This window comes from Candidatus Acetatifactor stercoripullorum, assembly GCF_944382095.1.
In the GTDB taxonomy this organism is placed as follows: domain Bacteria; phylum Bacillota; class Clostridia; order Lachnospirales; family Lachnospiraceae; genus Acetatifactor; species Acetatifactor stercoripullorum.
On sequence record NZ_CALWMU010000018.1, the window covers coordinates 40,105 to 58,096 of the forward strand.

Sequence of the window (17,992 nt, forward strand, 5' to 3'; positions counted from 1 at the left end):
GAAGCTGTTAATCTTCTCCACTGTTTTCCGCCACCTTAGCCGCTCTGGCCGCAACCTCTCTCTCCTGTACATCGGAAGGAGCCTGCTCATAACGGGAAAACTCATAGGAGTATTCTCCACGGCCCCCGGTCATGGAACGAAGGTCCGTACAATATCCGAACAGTCCGCTCATAGGAATATCCGCTTCAATGGTCTGCTTTCCTCCTGCAACAGGATTCATTCCCAGCACACGGCCCCTCCGCTTGTTCAAATCTCCCATGATATCTCCGGTATAGGAATCCGGCACTGTTACCTTCAAGGACGCGATAGGCTCTAAAAGCACGGGCTGCGCCTCCATAAATCCCTTTTTGAATGCCTGAATGGTAGCCATTTTAAAGGCCATTTCCGAGGAATCCACCGGATGATAGGAACCGTCGTAAAGCACCGCCTTTACACCCACAACGGGGTATGCCGCCATGGGGCCTTTGATCACAGATTCCTGCAGTCCCTTTTCCACCGCCGGGAAAAAGTTCTTGGGCACCGCTCCGCCCACTACCTCCTGTTCAAAGACAAAGGGCGTGGTCAAATCACCTGAAGGAGAAAAGCGCATCTTTACATGACCATACTGGCCATGGCCGCCGGACTGTTTTTTATATTTGTACTCCACATCCGACTGCTTCTTTATGGTCTCCCTGTAGGCGATCTTGGGCTTTGTCAGCTCCACCTCCACCTTATATTCGTTTAGAAGCCTGCTGACAACGATCTCAAGGTGCTGGTCTCCCATTCCATATAAGAGCATCTGCCGGTTTTCCGAATCATTCACCGCCTTAAGCGTCAGATCCTCATGGGTCATCTTCTGGAGCGCCTGGGAAATCTTATCCACATCACCCTTATTTTTCGGCTGATAGCGCATATATGTATATGGCGTGGAAATTTCAAATTTGCCAAATTTAATGGGTGTTGCCTTTGTAGAGAGACTGTTTCCCGTCCTGGCCGCCGTCAGCTTTGCCAGGGCTCCCAGGTCTCCCGCATGCAGCTCCTTCACCTCAATGGGTTTATTCCCCTGGAGCACATACAGCTTGCCAATCTTCTCCTCAATATCCTTATCCACATTATAGATCAGATCATCCGTCTTGAATACGCCGGAATTTACCTTTATGAGGGAATATTTTCCCATAAAGGGATCTACGATGGTTTTCCAGATAACAGCAGATTTCGCCTTGGAGAAATCGTAATCCGCATGAAAAATCTCATTGGTCTTCATATTGATGCCGGCCACTTCCCTGTTCTCGGGACTCGGCATATATTTAATGATATCGTCCAGCAGGGTATATACGCCCTGGCAGAGCGTGTTGGACCCCATTGTCATGGGCACAATGCTTCCATCGCAGACATTGGTGCGCAGCGCAGCCCTGATCTCCGCCTCAGAAAAGGTTTCCCCGCCAAAATACCGCTCCATAAATTCTTCGCTGGTCTCCGCCACTGCTTCCATCAGGGTGTCCCGGCAGATCTGCAGGTTTGCTTTGTTATACTCCGGCACCTCACAGGGAATTACCTCTTTTCCCTGCCAGCGGTTGCCCGCCTCGGTAATCACATTGATATAGCCCACAAATTTTTCATTTTCACGAATGGGAAGATGAAAGGGCGCTATTTTTTTGCCGTAAAGGCTTGTCATATCCTCCACTACCTGACGGAAGGAAGCATTGTCCACATCCATATTGGACACGTATACAAACCGGGGCAGCTTATATTTTTCACAAAGCTCCCAGGCCTTTTCCGTTCCAACTTCAATTCCCGACTTGCCGTTTACCACAATGATTGCGGCTCCTGCGGCGCTTACCGCCTCCTCCATTTCCCCCACGAAGTCAAAGTATCCGGGAGCGTCTATCACATTGATCTTATAGCCCTCCCACTCAATGGGAATTACGGACGTGCTGATGGAAAACTTTCTCTTCTGTTCTTCTTTGCTGTAATCACTTACGGTATTGCCGTCGGCAACCTTGCCCATTCTTGAGGTAATGCCGGAAAGATAAGCCATCGCCTCTGCCAGACTGGTTTTTCCGCTGCCGCCGTGTCCTAACAAGACAACGTTACGTATTTTTTCAGTTGTGTAAACATTCATGTGTTTTCCTCCAATTTCGATGTATTTTGGGTATCCTGCTAAAACTAAAATTGGATAGTCCAATCCCCATACGGTTATTTTACTAAATTAATTCCCATATTACAAGTCATTGTTGGTATTTTTGCACATTATTTACGTTTTGGTTGACTTTCGCACGTTGAAGTGCTATAGTACTGTAGAGATCAGAGAACGCTGAATGGGCGTCGGCATCCAGTTCTCCCTTCCAGGAAATCCGGCGCAGAAATGAGGATCAAATGATTGTTATAATGAAACCCGGTGCTGCCGAAGAAAGCGTAAAGGCTGTCATAAGCTATATTGAATCCAACGGTCTTACCGCCCATCTCTCCCAGGGCAGGGAGGTCACCATTATCGGTGTCGTAGGCGACAAGACAAGGCTTTCCACGGAAAACCTGACCGTCTATAAGGATGTGGACCGCATCGTCCCCGTCACGGAGAGCTATAAGCTGGCCAACAAAAAATTCCACCCGGAACCCACCCGGGTGAAAGCAGGAAACGTCATCATCGGTCCAGACACCATGACCATCATGGCCGGTCCCTGTGCCGTTGAGACAGAAGAACAGCTTATGTGCATCGCCCGGGCCGTAAAGGATGCCGGCGCTTCCATCCTGCGGGGAGGCGCATACAAGCCCCGCACCTCTCCCTACTCCTTTCAGGGACTTGAGGAAGAGGGCCTGCGCTATATGAAGCGTGCGGGGGAGGAGACCGGGCTTGCCACCATCTGTGAAGTGGTAAGCTTAGATGCCATCGAAGCGGCGGTAAAATATGTGGACATGATTCAGATCGGCGCCCGGAATATGCAGAATTTCATTCTGCTCAGAGAAGCCGGACGTTCCGGTCTCCCGGTACTGTTAAAGCGGGGCCTGTGCGCCACTATCGATGAATGGCTCAACGCTGCGGAGTATATTATGTCCGAAGGAAACCCCAACGTGGTGCTCTGCGAAAGAGGCATCCGCACCTTTGAGACAGCCACCCGCAATACCCTTGATATCAGCGCGGTTCCTGTCATGAAGGAAAAGACGCATCTGCCCATTATCGTGGACCCCTCCCATTCCACCGGCTCCTACAAATATGTGCCCTCTATGGCAAAGGCCGCCGTGGCATGCGGAGCGGACGGACTGATGATCGAGGTGCACAACGATCCCGCCCACGCTTTATCCGACGGGCCCCAGTCACTCACCTTTGCCCATTTTGACCAGCTGACCCGCGAGCTTGCTCCCTTCTGCAGCCTCGCTGGCCGCAGTTTTCAGATAAAATCTGAAGGAAAGGCTTAACCATGACATCTCTCACTTGCGGTTTTATCGGTCTTGGACTGATTGGCGGCTCCATTGCAAGGGCTTTAAAAGAAAAAATTCCGAACGTGAAAGTCATCGCTTACGATGTCCGTCCGGAAACCCTTCAGGCTGCTCTGGAAACACATACGGCGGACATTGCCGCTTCCTCCATAGATCACAGCTTTTCCCAGTGTGATTATCTGTTTTTGTGCGCTCCCGTACAAAAAAACGACGCCAATCTGGAGGAAGTAAAAAAAGTGATTTCCCCCTCCTGCCTGCTCACGGATGTAGGAAGCGTAAAAAGCGGCATTCACAGCGCGGTGGAGCGTGCCGGATTGAGCGCACAGTTTATAGGCGGACACCCCATGGCCGGCAGTGAACGGACAGGCTTTGTCAATTCCCGGGCGCTGCTTTTGGAGAACGCTTATTACATACTGACTCCCACAGACACGGTTCCCCGTCAAAAAGTGGATGCTTACCGGGAATTGGTGCAAAAGCTGGGGGCTATCCCTCTCATTTTGGATTTTGGCCTTCATGATTATGTGACGGCGGCCATAAGCCATCTGCCCCATGTGATTGCCGCTTCCCTGGTCAATCTCATCCGGGAAAAGGATTCTCCGGACAGCATCATGCGTCTGATTGCCGCCGGGGGCTTTAAAGATATTACAAGGATTGCCTCCTCCTCCGCCGTTATGTGGCAGCAGGTCTGCCTGACCAACACAGAAAATATCGCCTTGCTGCTCTCCTCCTACATTGACTCCCTTGCCGCAGTAAAAGACCAGCTTCTAAAAAGGGATGGAGAAGCCTTGTATCAGCTGTTTGACAGCGCCCGCATTTACAGAGATTCCTTTCTGGACGCTTCCAGCGGCCCGATCAAACGGTCCTATACCCTCAATCTTGATATTGCCGACGAACCCGGGGCGCTGGCCGCTGTGGCCACCATTCTGGCCCTGAACCAGATCAATATCAAAAATATCGGGATCGTCCACAACAGGGAATATGAAGGAGGCGTTCTGAAAATCGAATTTTATGAGGAGGACTCCATTGAAAAAGCCTCCCAGATTCTGAGTGCAAAGGGATATGCCCTCCACCCGTTACAATGAGGGATTTTTCCCAGAAGGCTTTTTCTCCCTGGGGAAAAGCCTTCTGAGGTACCTCCTGACCTTTAAAAGCAGCAGGCACAAAAGCACGCCGCAAAAGCCGCCCCAGGTATCCAGGAGCACATCCCAAAAGCTGCAGTATCTTCCCGGCACAAAAAACTGATGAATTTCGTCCAAAGCCGCCGACACAAATACCCACGCCACCGTCAGCGCAGTCAGGCCCTTCCCTTTTTTTATCCAAGGGCTCCACAGCACATACACCAGAATGCCCATACAGGCATATTCCGTAAAATGAGCCAGCTTCCGCAGCGGATGTTCAAAATAAAGAGCTATGCTCTCCATCCTCTGTCCGCTCCAGGGATTTCCCGCAAGAGAATTGATTACCTCCACACATTTTTCTGAAATGGTGAGGCTTAAATTTCCGGATTCCTCACCGTCCTGTCCTGAAAATCCAAAAATCAAAATATACAGCCAAAAAAGCAGCAAAGACGCCGCTATGGTGACGGTCCATTTACTCTTCCCTTTCATTGATCGTCTGATACGCTTCAATCCTCGCCGCATCCGTCTCTGACATACCCACAAAAACAGCGCCGTAGGAAAAGTCGTTTTCCTCCATCTCAATCCTGACGATTCTTAAAAAGGTATGTAATACCTCCTTCGTCCACAAAGTCAGATAGCATTCGTACACCGTTCCAATGGCCAGGGGCTCGCTGCAGAAAAATCCCACGCCGCTCCTTGACACATCTGTGACTGCAATCTCCACAAGCTCCTCTTCTTCTCCGTCAATCCGCCTCAGCACAAGCTCTGCTGATAATTGTGTTCTCTTATGCCTTCTTCTCTCCTCCATAGCCGTACACCTCCGTTTTCGTCATGAGAAATCTGCAATGAACATGGCATCCCCGAAGCTGAAAAATCGATAGCGCTCCCGGATAGCCTCTCTGTAAGCCGCTAACACATGCTCTCTGCCTGCCAGTGCAGACACCAGCATCACCAGTGTGGATTCCGGCAGATGGAAATTCGTAATCAATCCATCCAGAACCTTAAACCGATACCCCGGATAAATAAAAATATCGGTCTGTGCGCATCCAGGCCGCACTATGCCATTTTCATCCGCAGCGCTCTCCACGGTCCGGCAGCTTGTGGTTCCCACGCAGATAATCCTGCCCCCCTTTTCCTTCACCCGGTTTATCTTTTGTGCCGCCTCATCTGTCACCTGATAAAACTCCGAGTGCATATGGTGCTCCAGCACATTTTCCTCCTTCACCGGCCGGAAGGTTCCAAGTCCCACGTGCAGAGTCACATAAGCGGTTTCCACTCCCATTTCCGTAATCTGATCCAACAGGCTCTGGGTAAAATGCAGCCCCGCCGTAGGCGCCGCCGCCGAGCCCTCATATTTTGCATAAACGGTCTGATAACGATTTTTGTCCTGAAGCTTATGGGTAATGTAAGGAGGAAGAGGCATTTCTCCCAGCCGGTCCAATACCTCCTCAAAGATACCGTCGTAGGTAAACCGTACCAGCCGGTTGCCTTCCTCCACCGTCTCAAGCACCTCAGCAGTCAAAAGTCCGTCCCCAAAGCTGATTCTTGCTCCCGGTCTGCATTTTTTTCCAGGCTTTACCAAGGTCTCCCATACATCGTCCTGCCTTCGTTTTAAAAGCAGAAGCTCCACATGGCCTCCTGTTTTCTCCCGCTGTCCCAGCAGTCTTGCGGGAATCACCTTTGTATTATTAAGCACCAGACAGTCCCCGGGCCGCAGATATTCCGTAATCTGCCGAAACACCCGGTGGGAGACGGCTCCCGTATTTTTATCCAGCAAAAGAAGCCTGGAGGCGCTGCGGTCCTCCAATGGGTCCTGGGCGATCAGCTCCTTTGGCAGATCAAAATAAAAATCTGACTTTTTCAGCTCGCCGGCCATCAGAGACAAGCCCCCTGGACAAACGCTTTATACCCTCTGTAGGTCTCGTAAATGTCCGCCTTGCTGGTGGCCTCCCAGGGCGCGTGCATATTTAACACCGCCACGCCGCTGTCTATCACGTTCATGCCGTACAAAGCAAGAATATACGCTATGGTTCCGCCGCCGCCCAAATCCACTTTGCCCAGCTCTGCAGTCTGGAAATGTATTTTCTTTTTGTCAAAAATCTGGCGGATATGGGCCAGGTATTCCGCATTTGCGTCGTTGGAGCTGCTTTTTCCCCTTGCGCCTGTAAATTTATTAAATACCATGCCCTTTCCAAGAAAGGCCACATTTTTCTTGTCAAAGCTGGAAGCATAGGAAGGATCAAAGGCGCTGCTTACATCTGAGGAAAGCATACAGCAGCGGGAAAGACATCTTCTAAGCTTCAGCTCGCTGTAATCGCCGCACAGATTCATGACCTCGGCCACCGCATTTTCAAAAAACCGGGACTGCATGCCGGTTGCACCTACAGAGCCGATTTCCTCCTTGTCCACCAGAATACAGCAGATGGTTCTGTCCGTCTCTCCCACGTCCAGCATTGCCTTCATGGAAGTATAGGCGCACACCCTGTCATCCTGGCCGTAGGCAAGGATCATGCTGCGGTCAAATCCCGCTTCCCTGGCCTTTCCTGCCGGAACCACCTCCAGCTCTGCGGAAATAAAGTCCTCTTCCTCCAGACCGTAGCTTTCCTTAAGGATATTGAGCACACCTGCCTTGACAGCCTCCTTCCCGGCCTTTCCCGAGGCATCCTCCTTCCCCTGGACATCTTCCTTTTTGCTTCTTGATTTCTTATCTAAAACCAGAGGCTTATTCCCGATGATAATATCCAGGGCCTCCCCCTCGATGACCTTTGCGGCCTTTTTTTCCAGCTGCTCCTGTGCCAGGTGAATCAGCAGATCGGATATGAAAAATACCGGATCCTCCTCGTTTTCTCCGATATTGATCTCCACGGTGGTTCCATCCTTCTTCACAACCACGCCGTGAATGGCAAGAGGAATGGTAACCCACTGGTATTTCTTAACGCCGCCGTAATAATGGGTGTCAAAATAAGCAAAGCCCCCCTCCTCATAAAGAGGATTCTGCTTAATATCAAGTCTCGGGCTGTCAATATGCGCCCCTAAAATATTCATCCCCTCTTCCATGGGCTTTTCGCCGATCTGGAACATGACGATGGACTTGTTCATCCACACGCTGTATACCTTGTCACCCTTTTTCAGCCCCTCTCCGCTCTTTTCCAGAGTGGCAAACTCTCTGTACCCGGCCTTTTCAATGGTATTTACAATCGTGTCAATACATTCTCTCTCTGTCTTTCCATGATCCAGAAATTCCCGATATTCCCCGCAAAATGCCTCCAGCTTTTTTTGCTCTTTCGCATCATAAGTTTCCCATACGTTCTTTCTTTCCATGATTCTCCTCACTTCCAAGCTTGTTTGAATTTTTCTGCTTCCTTATCCTTATTGGCGCAGCTCTATGCCAAGCTGCTCCAGGCCGTTTAAGATTTTCTTCATAGCCGCGTTTACATCACTGTCCAAAAGCGTCCTGTCCTTGGCCCGGAAGGTGATAGAATAAGCCACCGATTTAAAGCCTTCCTTAATCTGGCTGCCCTGATAAATGTCAAAAAGCTGGCAGCTCTCCAAAAGCTTTCCGCCTCTTTGTACAATCACATGCTCAATCTCGCCCACCATAACCTTCTTGGGAACCACCATACTGATGTCTCTGCTCACCGAAGGGAATTTTGCAATGCCCTCATATTTTCTTTCAAAGGTGGTAAAGGGAATCAGGCTGGGCATATCAAGCACCGCCACATAGGCTCTGGTTCCGATATTATAATTGTCAAGCACATCCGGGTGCACCTCTCCCAGATAACCGATTAAGACATCTTCGTATCTGATCAGCGCCTGACGGCCCGGATGCAGGAAAGGCTTGCCGGCTTTCGGGTCATACTCCGGCTTTTTGCGCATGCCCACACCCTCAAAAAACTCCTCCAGCACTCCCTTTAAGGTAAAGAAGTCCCCCTCTCCGTAAAATCCCAGGGTAAACTGCATCCTCTCATCGGGAAGCTCCGTCAAGGGCAGCGCCTTAGGCAGGTAAATATTCCCCAGCTCGTAAAGCTTCACATTCTTATTTCTCCGGTTATAATTAGTGGCCAGACTGTTTAGCATTCCGTTTAAGGATATGGTTCTCATAATGGAGAAATCCTCTCCCAGGGGATTTGCTATGGTGATAGCTTTGCGGGCCGGGTCTTCCTTCCCAATCAAAAGCTTGTCAAACACCTTGGGACTTTCAAAGGAATAACACATTCCCTGGGAAAATCCACAATACTCCGCAATGTCTCTGGCCTTCTGCTCAATCCGGAGCTTGTAGGACAGCTTGCCTGTGGTGGCCTCTCCGCTTGGCAGAGTGGTAGGAATTTTATCATAACCGTAAAACCTTGCCACTTCCTCCGCAATATCCGCCGTTCCTGCAAGGTCCTGACGGAAGGAAGGAATCACCAGTTCTCCCGCATCCTCGTCATACACAAGCTCCTCTCTGGCGAAGATTGCAAGCATTTCCTCCACAGACACATCCGTTCCCAAAAGACGGTTGATCTTTTCCGGGCAGAAGGGAATCCGGCGAAGAGGCGCCAAAGGCTCCTTCACATCCACCATGCCGCCTACCACCTCGCCGCAGCCCAGCTCTTCAATCAGCTGGCAGGCCCGGTTGATGGCTGCTTCCGCATTCCTGGGGTCCAGTCCCTTCTCAAATTTTCCGGACGCATCCGTGCGCAGTCCCACTCTCTTGGCAGATTTCCGAATATTAGGGCCGTTGAAGGTAGCCGCCTCAAACAGTACGGTCTGCACATCCTCCGTGATCTTGGAGTTTTCACCGCCCATAATGCCGGCAATGCCGATTTCCTTCTTGGCATCGCAGATCATCAGCACCTGGCCGTCCACTTTACGCATCTGGCCGTCCAGGGTCTGGAATTCATCCCCGTCCTTTGCCCGTCTGACAATGATTTTATGTCCGGCGATGGTATTCAGGTCATAGGCGTGCATGGGCTGCCCATATTCTTCCATCACATAGTTGGTGATATCCACCAGATTGTTGATCGGACGGATGCCGCTGGCCGCAAGCCGCCTCTGCATCCACTTGGGCGAAGGACCGATTTTGATGTTTTTGCAGACCCTTGCGCAGTATCTGGTACAAAGATCCGGGTCCTTTACCTCCACACTGATATAATCCTTCACATCCTCATCGTTCCCTGTGGAAGGCACAACCGGAGGAACAAAGGGCTTTTTAAAGGCCGCTGCCGCTTCCCTGGCAATTCCCAGCACACTGTAACAGTCCACACGGTTGCTTGTGATCTCATATTCAAACACCGTATCCCGCAGTCCCAGAAGCTCCACCGCATCCGCTCCCACCTGAACATCCGGTTCAAAAATATAGATGCCGTTCTCCGGAGCCTCCGGATACATGTCCCTGCTGGAGCCAAGCTCCTCGATAGAGCACATCATGCCGTTGGAGGGCACGCCTCTGAGCTTGCCGGCCTTTATGGAAATTCCATTCTCCGGCAGGGGCCCGCCGTCATGGCCGCCTGCCACCTTTCCTCCTGCGAGCACTACGGGAACCTTGTCGCCCTCCTTTACATTGGGCGCTCCCGTCACGATCTGAATGGTTTCCGTTCCGATATCCACCTGACACACGATCAGCTTGTCCGCGTCGGGATGCTTCTCTATGGACAGTATCTGCCCCACCACAATTTTCTCCAGATTTTTATCCGCTCTCTCAAAGCCCTCTACCTTGGTGCCGGTAAGGGTCATGGCGTCGCAATATTCCTGATCCGTGCAGCTTAATTCCGGCACATATGCCTTAATCCATGATAACGCTGTATTCATGTCCTTATTCCTTTCTCATTATAGCGATGTTTCTATTTTTTATTCCTCTCCTAAAACTGCTTCAGGAAACGGATGTCATTTTCATATAGCAGACGCATATCGTCGATTTCATATTTCAAAAGCGCAATGCGCTCCAAGCCCACACCGAAGGCAAATCCGGAGTATTGTTCCGGATCAATGCCGCTCATCTCAAGCACATGGGGATGCACCATGCCGCAGCCTAAAATCTCAATCCAGCCGCTGCCCTTGCAGAAACGGCAGCCCTTTCCCTGGCACTTAAAGCAGGTTACATCCATCTCTGCACTGGGCTCTGTAAAAGGAAAATGATGGGGCCTGAATTTTACCTTCGTCTCTTCCCCGAACAGCTCTCTTGCGAAAGCAGCCAGGGTTCCTTTCAAATCGGCAAAGGTGATATTCTTATCAATCACCAGCCCCTCGATCTGATGGAAGGAGGGAGAATGGGTAGCGTCCACTTCATCGGCCCTGAATACTCTTCCCGGGGCAATCATGCGGATAGGCATTTTCCCGGTCTCCATCTCCCGCACCTGAACCGGAGAGGTCTGGGTACGAAGAAGAATATCTCCCGTAATGTAAAAGGTGTCCTGCTCGTCCTTTGCAGGATGGTCCGCCGGAATGTTCAAAGCCTCAAAGTTGTAATAATCCTTCTCAACCTCCGGGCCCTCCACCACCTCGTAGCCCATACCCACGAAGATGCGTTCCACCTCCTCTAAGGCGATGGTATTGGGATGTCTGTGTCCAATCTCAGCCTTTTTGGCTGGAAGCGTCACGTCAATGACCTCAGCCTTCAGCTTTGCCTCCCGAAGGGCTTTCTCCATTTTGGTTCTGGAAGCTTCAATGGCCTTCTCGATTTCCTCTCTGGTCTCATTGACCCACTGGCCTACCTTGGGCCTGTCCTCGGGAGATACCTCCTTCATGGATTTCAGCACGCTGGTGAGCTCTCCCTTCTTTCCAAGGATGCCCACTCTGATCTCGTTAAGCTTTTCCATTGTGTCACAGCTTTTAATCTGTGCCATCGCCTGTTCTCTGATCTGGTCTAATTTGGCTTTCATGACTTATTCCTTTCTTTTTTTGATTCGCGCAAAAAAGTCCCTTGCTGCGAAAAGCAGCAAGGGACGATCTTTCACCGCGGTACCACCCATGTTTCCATTTTACTGTAAAATGCAGTCTAACGGACTCTCTTTTTTGCGTAACGTGCAGCATACGTCCGAAATTACTGAAGCCTGTTTGGCTTGTTCCTCTCGGCGGCTCCGGCAGGAAATTCGCGATTTCAGCTGAACTTAAGGAGACTTGCAGCCGGTGGCCTCCTCTCTCTGGCAGAAGCTGAAACACTACTTTATGCCTTCAATGCCTTTGACTTATTGACTATCATTGTAGTGATTTTTGCAGAAAATGTCAACCTAAAATTTTCCCGCATAACAGCTCAGTCATAAGCTGTGCAACAAGCAATCTCATGCAAGCATGATCTGCTTGTCATACAGCTTATGGCTGAGCTGCTATCCTCTCAGCTATGGCTGCTGCTTCTCCACTCCGTGGGCGTACAGCCAAACTGTCTGCGGAAGCATCTGTGGAAGGTTCGCATATTGGGGAATCCCGCCTCGTATGTGATCTCCGTCACGCTCATCTGGGTATTGCGCAGCATATTGCAGGCAAGATTCAGCCGCTGGCCGGCCACATAGGCGGGAAAAGAGGTCTTTAGCTCCTCGGAAAAAATTCTGGACAGGTAATAGGGGCTGATGCCCATGGCCTTGGCTGCTTTGGCCGCTGTCAGCTCCTCAACGATATGCTCATTCACATACTGTAAAAGCTTTTGGGAAATGCTCAAATCTGCAGGCGCATTCCGGGGCGACATGGGGATATGATGAAAAATGTCCGTCAAAAGCACAAGCAGAAGTCCCTTATCAAGCTGATAGGGCACCTGGCTGTCATAGGCGCTCGTCCTGACCAGCTCCAGAATACGCTGGCCATACCGGGACAGGCTGCTTTTAGGAAAGCAGGGCGTTTCCAGCTCATAACGGGAAAGCTCCTCCTTAAATTCACCCACATAGTCCATATCGGCGATAATCAGAGATAGGTCGATCTCACCTTCAGAGGAAAAGGAATGAAGCTGATAGGGAAAAATCAGCATACAGTCTCCCGCCTCCATACAGTATTCCCTTCCGCCCACAGTCATCTGCATCTGCCCTCCCGCGTTATAGGCAAATTCCAGATGCTTGTGCATATGAAGCGGAAAGTTGGGATGATGCCACACATGGCAGTCATAAATTTCTTTTCTGGTTTCGTAAAAGCTGGTTTCCTGACAAGATTCTGTGCGCTCCACAAAGCACCTCCATTACTTCTTCCAATATAGCAATTTTTGTCTGAAAAAACAAGATTTATGACTGGTTTTCCGAGATTTTTCCTACTAAACTGTTCTTAGGAAAAGACTTAAAGGAGGGTTACTGACATGACCAGAAGTGAAGCAAAGCAAAAGGCACAAGCCCTTGTAAAGCAGATGACGGTTGAGGAGGCCGCATCCCAGCTTAAATATGACGCTCCCGCTATTCCCAGGCTGAACATACCGGCCTACAACTGGTGGAATGAGGCGCTGCACGGCGTAGCCAGGGCCGGCACCGCCACCTGCTTTCCCCAGGCCATCGGCCTTGGCGCAACCTTTGACCCGGACCTTCTTGAGCGGATCGGCCGGGCTGTTTCTCTGGAGGCAAGGGCAAAATATAATGCTTATACCGCCCACGGTGACCGCTCACGGTACAAGGGACTTACCATGTGGGCGCCAAACATCAATATTTTCCGGGACCCCAGATGGGGGCGGGGACAGGAAACCTTCGGTGAGGAGCCTCTTCTGACCGCAAAGCTGGGCTGCGCCATCATCAGAGGACTTCAGGCAAAAATAGACGGTTTTCTCACCACTGCAGCCTGCGCCAAGCATTTTGCCGCTCATTCCGGTCCCGAGGCTCTCCGCCACGAATTTGATGCAAGGGTATCCGAAAAAGACCTGCGCGAAACCTATCTGCCCGCCTTTGAGGCCTGTGTGAAGGAGGCAGGCGTGGAAGCCGTTATGGGAGCCTATAACCGCACCAATGGCGAGCCATGCTGTGCAAGCAATTATTTGATGAACCAGGTGCTGCGGGAGGAATGGAACTTTGAGGGCCATTATGTTTCGGACTGCTGGGCCATAAGAGATTTCCATGAAAACCACCAGGTTACCAATTCCCCTGAGGACTCTGCGGCTCTGGCCCTGAAGACGGGCTGCGATCTAAACTGCGGATGCACCTACGAGCACCTTATGGCCGCCTTCAAAAAGGGCAAAATCACAGAAAAGGACATCCGCCGCAGCGCCGTGCGCCTGTTCACCACAAGATTTCTTCTGGGCATGTTCGACCGCTCCAGCCTGGATCAGATTCCCTACCAGGTGGTGGGGTGTAAGGAGCACCTGAATCTGGCTTACGAGGCCGCCGTGAAAAGCTGTGTCCTTTTAAAAAACGACAACATCCTGCCGCTTTCCAGAGAAAAATACAGAACCATCGCCGTAATCGGGCCAAACGCTGACAGCGCCACAGCCCTTGTGGGCAACTATCACGGCACACCGCCCAGAACAATCACTTTGCTGGAGGGAATCAGAGGGCTGTGCGACGACTATGGCATTGCCGTCCATTACAGCCAGGGATGTAATCTATATCATCCGCCCCGGGTGGGCAGGCCCCACGAAAATTATGGTGCTGCAGAAAGCGTAATCGCTGCCGAAAACGCTGATCTGGTGATCCTCTGCCTGGGGCTGGACGCCACCCTGGAGGGCGAACAGGGGGACACCGGAAACGAATTTGCCGCAGGAGACAGGCCTGACCTTCTGCTTCCCAAGGTGCAGAAACAGCTGGTGGAATCCATCATCGCTGTCAAAAAGCCCTTAATTTTATTAAATGCCTCCGGCAGTCCCATGGACTTATCCGCTTACGAGGCTGACGCTGATGCCATACTGCAGGTATGGTATCCCGGCGGTGAAGGGGGCAGGGCGGTTGCCGACATTTTGTTTGGTCTGGCCTCCCCCGGCGGAAAGCTGCCCATTACCTTTTATGACAATCAAAACCCTCTCCCGGAAATGACTGATTACAGCATGAAGGACAGAACCCATAGGTATCTCACGAAAAAACCCTGGAGGCCCTTTGGCTACGGTCTCACCTATGGCCGGGTGCAGATCACACAGGTGTCCTGCTCTCTTTTGGAAGATGCAGAAGGGGTGTCGCTAAGGGATGTTCCACAGGCTTCCCCCGATTACCGGGATTTTGCCCAAAAGGGACTCCTCTGCCGCGTGTCCTGTGAAAATACCGGGGATTTTGACGTAGACGATGTGCTGCAGCTGTATCTGCACGTGGAGGGCACTCCCTTTGAGGTGCCAAACTCCAGGCTGGCGGCCTTTCGGCGGATTTTTCTGGAAAAAGGAAAGGCAGCTGACTTTGAACTGTCCATTCCGCCTGCTGCCTTTTCTGTAATAGATGAAACGGGTCGGCCCCAAAAGCCCCTGGAAGGTGCTGTGCTTTACGCGGGCTTCTGTGCGCCTGAGTTTTCTGACGAGGAAGCCTTCCGGCTAATCCTCTAAGCTGGTCTCATCCTGCCTGTGCCGGTTTGCAAGGACTCTGTTTACAGGCCTGAAATACCGGTTCAGGTAGGCTCCGATCATAATGATATACATGCAGAAATACATCCACACCATGACAATGACAATCAGGGAAAGGCTGCCGTAAATACTGTAGGATTCCGTCCTTTCCACATACAGGGAAAAGCCCCAGGAAAAAACACTCCAGACCACCGCCGCAAAGGCAGCGCCCGGCACCTGTTCCCCAAAGGCCAGCTTTTCGTTTGGCACGTACGCATACACAGCGCTGAAAAGCAGCGTCAAAATGGCCCACACCAGAAGGAAGCGGAAATTCATCAAAAAAGATACCAGAATCTGCAGCTGAGGCACTCTGTACAGCAAAAGCTCCACCAGCTGATTGCCGAATACCATAATAAACAGAGATAAAATCAGTACCACCAGCATCACCACAGTATACAGCGACGCCACCAGACGCACCACAAAATAGTTTCTGTCCTCCTCCACGCCGCCAATGGCGTTCAGCCCCCGCATCAGGGCCAGAACTCCCTTTCCCGCAGACCATAAGGTAGTAATGGCTGCAACGGACAAAATCCCCGCCGATTTTTCATAAACCTCGGCGATCAGGCCTTCCACCAAAGAATCCAGTCTGTCCGGCGTGATTTCAGTGACCGCTCTGACCAGATTTTCCTCCGTCAGCGGGGTATAGGGAATTATGGTACAAATCAAAATCAGCATGGGAACAATGGACAGCACCAGAAAAAATGCCGTGCTTGCCGCAAATGCGCTGATATTCTGTTTTTTCATCTGCGCGGAAAAATCCCGCAGGATTATAAATAGCTTATGCAATGCTCTGTCCTTCCTCTGTCTGCCCTTCCTGATAAACATTTTCTATAAAGCAGTTTTCATAAAAAAAGCTTAGAATCTCCTCACAGACATAGCCGCTTTTGGCCATATTCCGGGCTCCATTCTGACTCATTCCCACTCCGTGTCCAAAGCCCCCGCCTGTCAGCGTATATCCTACCACTATTTCTTTTTCCATACTAGGGGACAAAATGAAAAACGCGCTGGGAAGCAGGGAAGGGGAATCCACCTGGCTTCCATCCTGCCGCAGAATTTTGCTTTCCCCATTGTTGAGCACATAGCGGATATTATGCTCTGAGATCACTTTATAGGTGTGCTCCTTTGTCTCGATCATAAGCTCATCCGCAACACCGCCGCTGCCCCGCTTTACAATGGACAGCCCCGTCAGCTCAGAAAGCTCTGAAATGGGTGTGCTGACAAATTCTCCGTCCACAAGGGTGAGTACAAGCTTTTCATTTGCAGCATAACGCTTTTTGAGCGCTTCCAGCATATAGTCGGTATCTATTTGGGGGACCTGATAGGTCCAGCGGTACCACCCCTCCGACACCTCAAAATCAGAAGCGTTTTTGGAACAGATAAAGGCGGCAAAGGCATCCTCATCCTTAAGCCTCTCCCCGATATCAGACAATTCGTTCTCTGTGCCTTCTGCGCCCTGTTTTTCCACTGCCTCGGGATTTAACGCCTTTGCCCGAAGATAATCCAGTGTCTCTGCCTCTTCTGTTTTCCATACGGAGGCATCGCTTCCCACTCCACAGGAGGTGGAATAGTAGTAAGCCCCAGCAAGCGTTCCCTCCCCGGTATACAAAAGCTGCCCATAGGTTTCCTTTACCGCCGTAGTGGTGCTTTCCTGCTCTAAAATATTATTGTACACCTGATAGGAGGTGCTGTCATCCACATGGGCTCCATACCCAGGGTAGGCCGCCCGCAGCATGTGATCATAGGCGTAGGTTCTGGCACAGACCGCCTGGGCCTTCAGAGCCTCCTCCGGGTAGGAGGCCGGCATTTCGCTGGGCACCACACTGTAGAGATATTCCTCCAAAAGAACCTCATTAATCAGAGCAATTCCATCCTGGGTTTTCAAAAGCTCCATATGTCCCCTGTAGCTGGGAATGCCCTGACTGCGGTTTACATTTTTCAAAATCACCTTTCCGGTGAGCACGTTCGGGGTGACGGTTACCCTGTCCCCCGAAAAATAAGGGCTCTCCAGGTCAATGCTCACTTCCTCCCCCGCCCCAAAGGTCTCCTCCTTAAGCTCCCCATAGCTTCCATACTGCACGGTAAAATCAGTATCCGACGTGATCACCAGGCTTTGGTGAAGAAGGCCGCCGTAATCTCCCGTCTTAATCAGCACTCTTATGTACTCCATAGCCTCCTCCTTCACCATCAGAAGGCCGCACACCTGTCCATTGTCAAGCACAAGGTCTGTGAAGCTGTATCCAAAGCTCAAGTCAGAGGCAGTGCACATTTCCAGCGTGTTATAAATACGGTATCCCTTATAATCCTCCGAAAAAGGAAGCCAGCCATAGCCCTCCACCTCGATTCCATCCCCATCCGCACGCAGTATCCTGCCGTTTATCTTTTCTGTTTTCAGGGAAATATCTGTAACAACGCCGTCTGTAAGCACAATATCTGCGATCTGCTCCCTTGGATGATCCGGCATCTGCAGAGTCTCTCCATAGGCGTAGCTCTCCTCCTTCCCTTCATGAAAAATAAGGAGCTTTTCTTCCCCCGCATCCATAATCCAGATATTTTTAAGCTCCTGAATCACAGGGGAAGGCTCTATGGGTGTTTCCTCCCTTTCTCTATGTATCAAAAACAGAACAAATCGACCCAAAAGCAGTATGAAAAGCAGCAAAAGCCCAAGCACACACACAAAGGCCTTCATCTGCATTCTCTGGGATTTATTTAGTCTCCTGTGATGCGTCTCTTTCTTTCCGCTCAAATCAAATCCTCACATTTTTATTCTTTTCAAGTCCTAATCGAGTAGGAGGCTAATCATTAGTTGATTAGCCGACCTCTCACACCACCGTGCATACGGTTCCGTACACGGCGGTTCCTTAGTTTTCATAGACTATCAGATAATAGTCGAGCATGGATGGATATCCTAGCTTGGCTATTATTTTATTTGAAAAGATTTGGTTCAAGACTTTTGCCATTCGCCAGTAACCTTTTCTACTACACGCAAGTTCCTTGGCTTTCC

Annotated in this window: 13 protein-coding genes and 1 other annotated feature; of the genes, 3 read left to right on the top strand and 10 right to left on the bottom strand. The window is 50.8% G+C overall.

Features of this window, described 5'->3' with window-relative positions; translation table 11 throughout:
* Positions 1-7 precede the first annotated feature (7 nt).
* Complete coding sequence (locus SHK35_RS07160) at positions 8-2,101, bottom strand: elongation factor G (RefSeq protein ID WP_318709234.1); 2,094 nt, start codon at positions 2,099-2,101, stop codon at positions 8-10.
* Positions 2,102-2,355: 254 nt separating this feature from the next.
* On the opposite strand from SHK35_RS07160, the gene aroF reads away from it, so the two are divergent.
* Positions 2,356-3,393: a 3-deoxy-7-phosphoheptulonate synthase gene (gene aroF, locus SHK35_RS07165; protein ID WP_318709235.1), complete on the top strand. Its 1,038-nt coding sequence runs from the start codon at positions 2,356-2,358 to the stop codon at positions 3,391-3,393.
* 2 nt (positions 3,394-3,395) lie between these two features.
* Positions 3,396-4,496 carry a prephenate dehydrogenase gene (locus SHK35_RS07170; protein ID WP_318709236.1) on the top strand — a complete coding sequence of 367 codons (1,101 nt, stop codon included), beginning with the start codon at positions 3,396-3,398 and terminating at the stop codon, positions 4,494-4,496.
* On the opposite strand, the gene SHK35_RS07175 is transcribed toward SHK35_RS07170, so the two are convergent.
* From SHK35_RS07175 to SHK35_RS07205, 7 genes are all read right to left on the bottom strand, one after another.
* Complete coding sequence (locus tag SHK35_RS07175) at positions 4,488-5,021, bottom strand: VanZ family protein (protein WP_318705137.1); 534 nt, start codon at positions 5,019-5,021, stop codon at positions 4,488-4,490. The two genes, SHK35_RS07170 and SHK35_RS07175, sit on opposite strands and share 9 nt — an antisense overlap.
* On the bottom strand, positions 5,005-5,340 hold the full coding sequence (locus tag SHK35_RS07180; protein WP_318705138.1) for a PilZ domain-containing protein: 336 nt from the start codon (positions 5,338-5,340) through the stop codon (positions 5,005-5,007). Before SHK35_RS07180 ends, SHK35_RS07175 begins: the two co-directional genes overlap by 17 nt.
* A 21-nt stretch (positions 5,341-5,361) precedes the next feature.
* Entirely contained in the window at positions 5,362-6,396 is a 1,035-nt protein-coding gene (queA, locus tag SHK35_RS07185) for a tRNA preQ1(34) S-adenosylmethionine ribosyltransferase-isomerase QueA (RefSeq protein ID WP_334301684.1), read from the bottom strand.
* Between the two features lie 11 nt (positions 6,397-6,407).
* Entirely contained in the window at positions 6,408-7,853 is a 1,446-nt protein-coding gene (locus tag SHK35_RS07190; RefSeq protein ID WP_318709238.1) for an aminopeptidase, read from the bottom strand.
* A 48-nt stretch (positions 7,854-7,901) separates the two neighbouring features.
* Complete coding sequence (gene pheT / locus SHK35_RS07195; RefSeq protein ID WP_318709239.1) at positions 7,902-10,322, bottom strand: phenylalanine--tRNA ligase subunit beta; 2,421 nt, start codon at positions 10,320-10,322, stop codon at positions 7,902-7,904.
* 50 nt (positions 10,323-10,372) lie between these two features.
* On the bottom strand, positions 10,373-11,392 hold the full coding sequence (gene pheS, locus SHK35_RS07200; protein WP_318705142.1) for a phenylalanine--tRNA ligase subunit alpha: 1,020 nt from the start codon (positions 11,390-11,392) through the stop codon (positions 10,373-10,375).
* Positions 11,393-11,448: 56 nt separating this feature from the next.
* Positions 11,449-11,697 (bottom strand) — a binding site (T-box leader).
* 147 nt (positions 11,698-11,844) lie between these two features.
* A complete protein-coding gene (locus tag SHK35_RS07205; protein WP_318705143.1) occupies positions 11,845-12,660 on the bottom strand; it encodes an AraC family transcriptional regulator in 816 nt (271 codons plus the stop codon).
* A 126-nt stretch (positions 12,661-12,786) separates the two neighbouring features.
* On the opposite strand from SHK35_RS07205, the gene SHK35_RS07210 reads away from it, so the two are divergent.
* On the top strand, positions 12,787-14,934 hold the full coding sequence (locus tag SHK35_RS07210) for a glycoside hydrolase family 3 C-terminal domain-containing protein (protein WP_318709240.1): 2,148 nt from the start codon (positions 12,787-12,789) through the stop codon (positions 14,932-14,934).
* Here SHK35_RS07210 and SHK35_RS07215 read toward each other — a convergent pair.
* Together SHK35_RS07215 and SHK35_RS07220 are read right to left on the bottom strand one after the other, a co-directional pair.
* Positions 14,923-15,735, bottom strand: a complete 813-nt coding sequence (locus tag SHK35_RS07215; RefSeq protein ID WP_318705145.1) for a YihY/virulence factor BrkB family protein — start codon at positions 15,733-15,735, stop codon at positions 14,923-14,925. The genes SHK35_RS07210 and SHK35_RS07215 overlap by 12 nt on opposite strands.
* 34 nt (positions 15,736-15,769) lie before the next feature.
* Positions 15,770-17,734, bottom strand: a complete 1,965-nt coding sequence (locus SHK35_RS07220) for a SpoIID/LytB domain-containing protein (RefSeq protein ID WP_318709241.1) — start codon at positions 17,732-17,734, stop codon at positions 15,770-15,772.
* Positions 17,735-17,992: the final 258 nt, after the last annotated feature.

Coding starts and splice junctions, on each gene's coding strand:
- SHK35_RS07215 (WP_318705145.1), bottom strand. CDS start 15,735: ATGAAAAAACAGAATATCAGCGCATTTGCGGCAAGCACGGCATTTTTT.
- SHK35_RS07210 (WP_318709240.1), top strand. CDS start 12,787: ATGACCAGAAGTGAAGCAAAGCAAAAGGCACAAGCCCTTGTAAAGCAG.
- SHK35_RS07180 (WP_318705138.1), bottom strand. CDS start 5,340: ATGGAGGAGAGAAGAAGGCATAAGAGAACACAATTATCAGCAGAGCTT.
- SHK35_RS07190 (WP_318709238.1), bottom strand. CDS start 7,853: ATGGAAAGAAAGAACGTATGGGAAACTTATGATGCGAAAGAGCAAAAA.
- pheT (WP_318709239.1), bottom strand. CDS start 10,322: ATGAATACAGCGTTATCATGGATTAAGGCATATGTGCCGGAATTAAGC.
- SHK35_RS07160 (WP_318709234.1), bottom strand. CDS start 2,101: ATGAATGTTTACACAACTGAAAAAATACGTAACGTTGTCTTGTTAGGA.
- SHK35_RS07175 (WP_318705137.1), bottom strand. CDS start 5,021: ATGAAAGGGAAGAGTAAATGGACCGTCACCATAGCGGCGTCTTTGCTG.
- aroF (WP_318709235.1), top strand. CDS start 2,356: ATGATTGTTATAATGAAACCCGGTGCTGCCGAAGAAAGCGTAAAGGCT.
- SHK35_RS07170 (WP_318709236.1), top strand. CDS start 3,396: ATGACATCTCTCACTTGCGGTTTTATCGGTCTTGGACTGATTGGCGGC.
- pheS (WP_318705142.1), bottom strand. CDS start 11,392: ATGAAAGCCAAATTAGACCAGATCAGAGAACAGGCGATGGCACAGATT.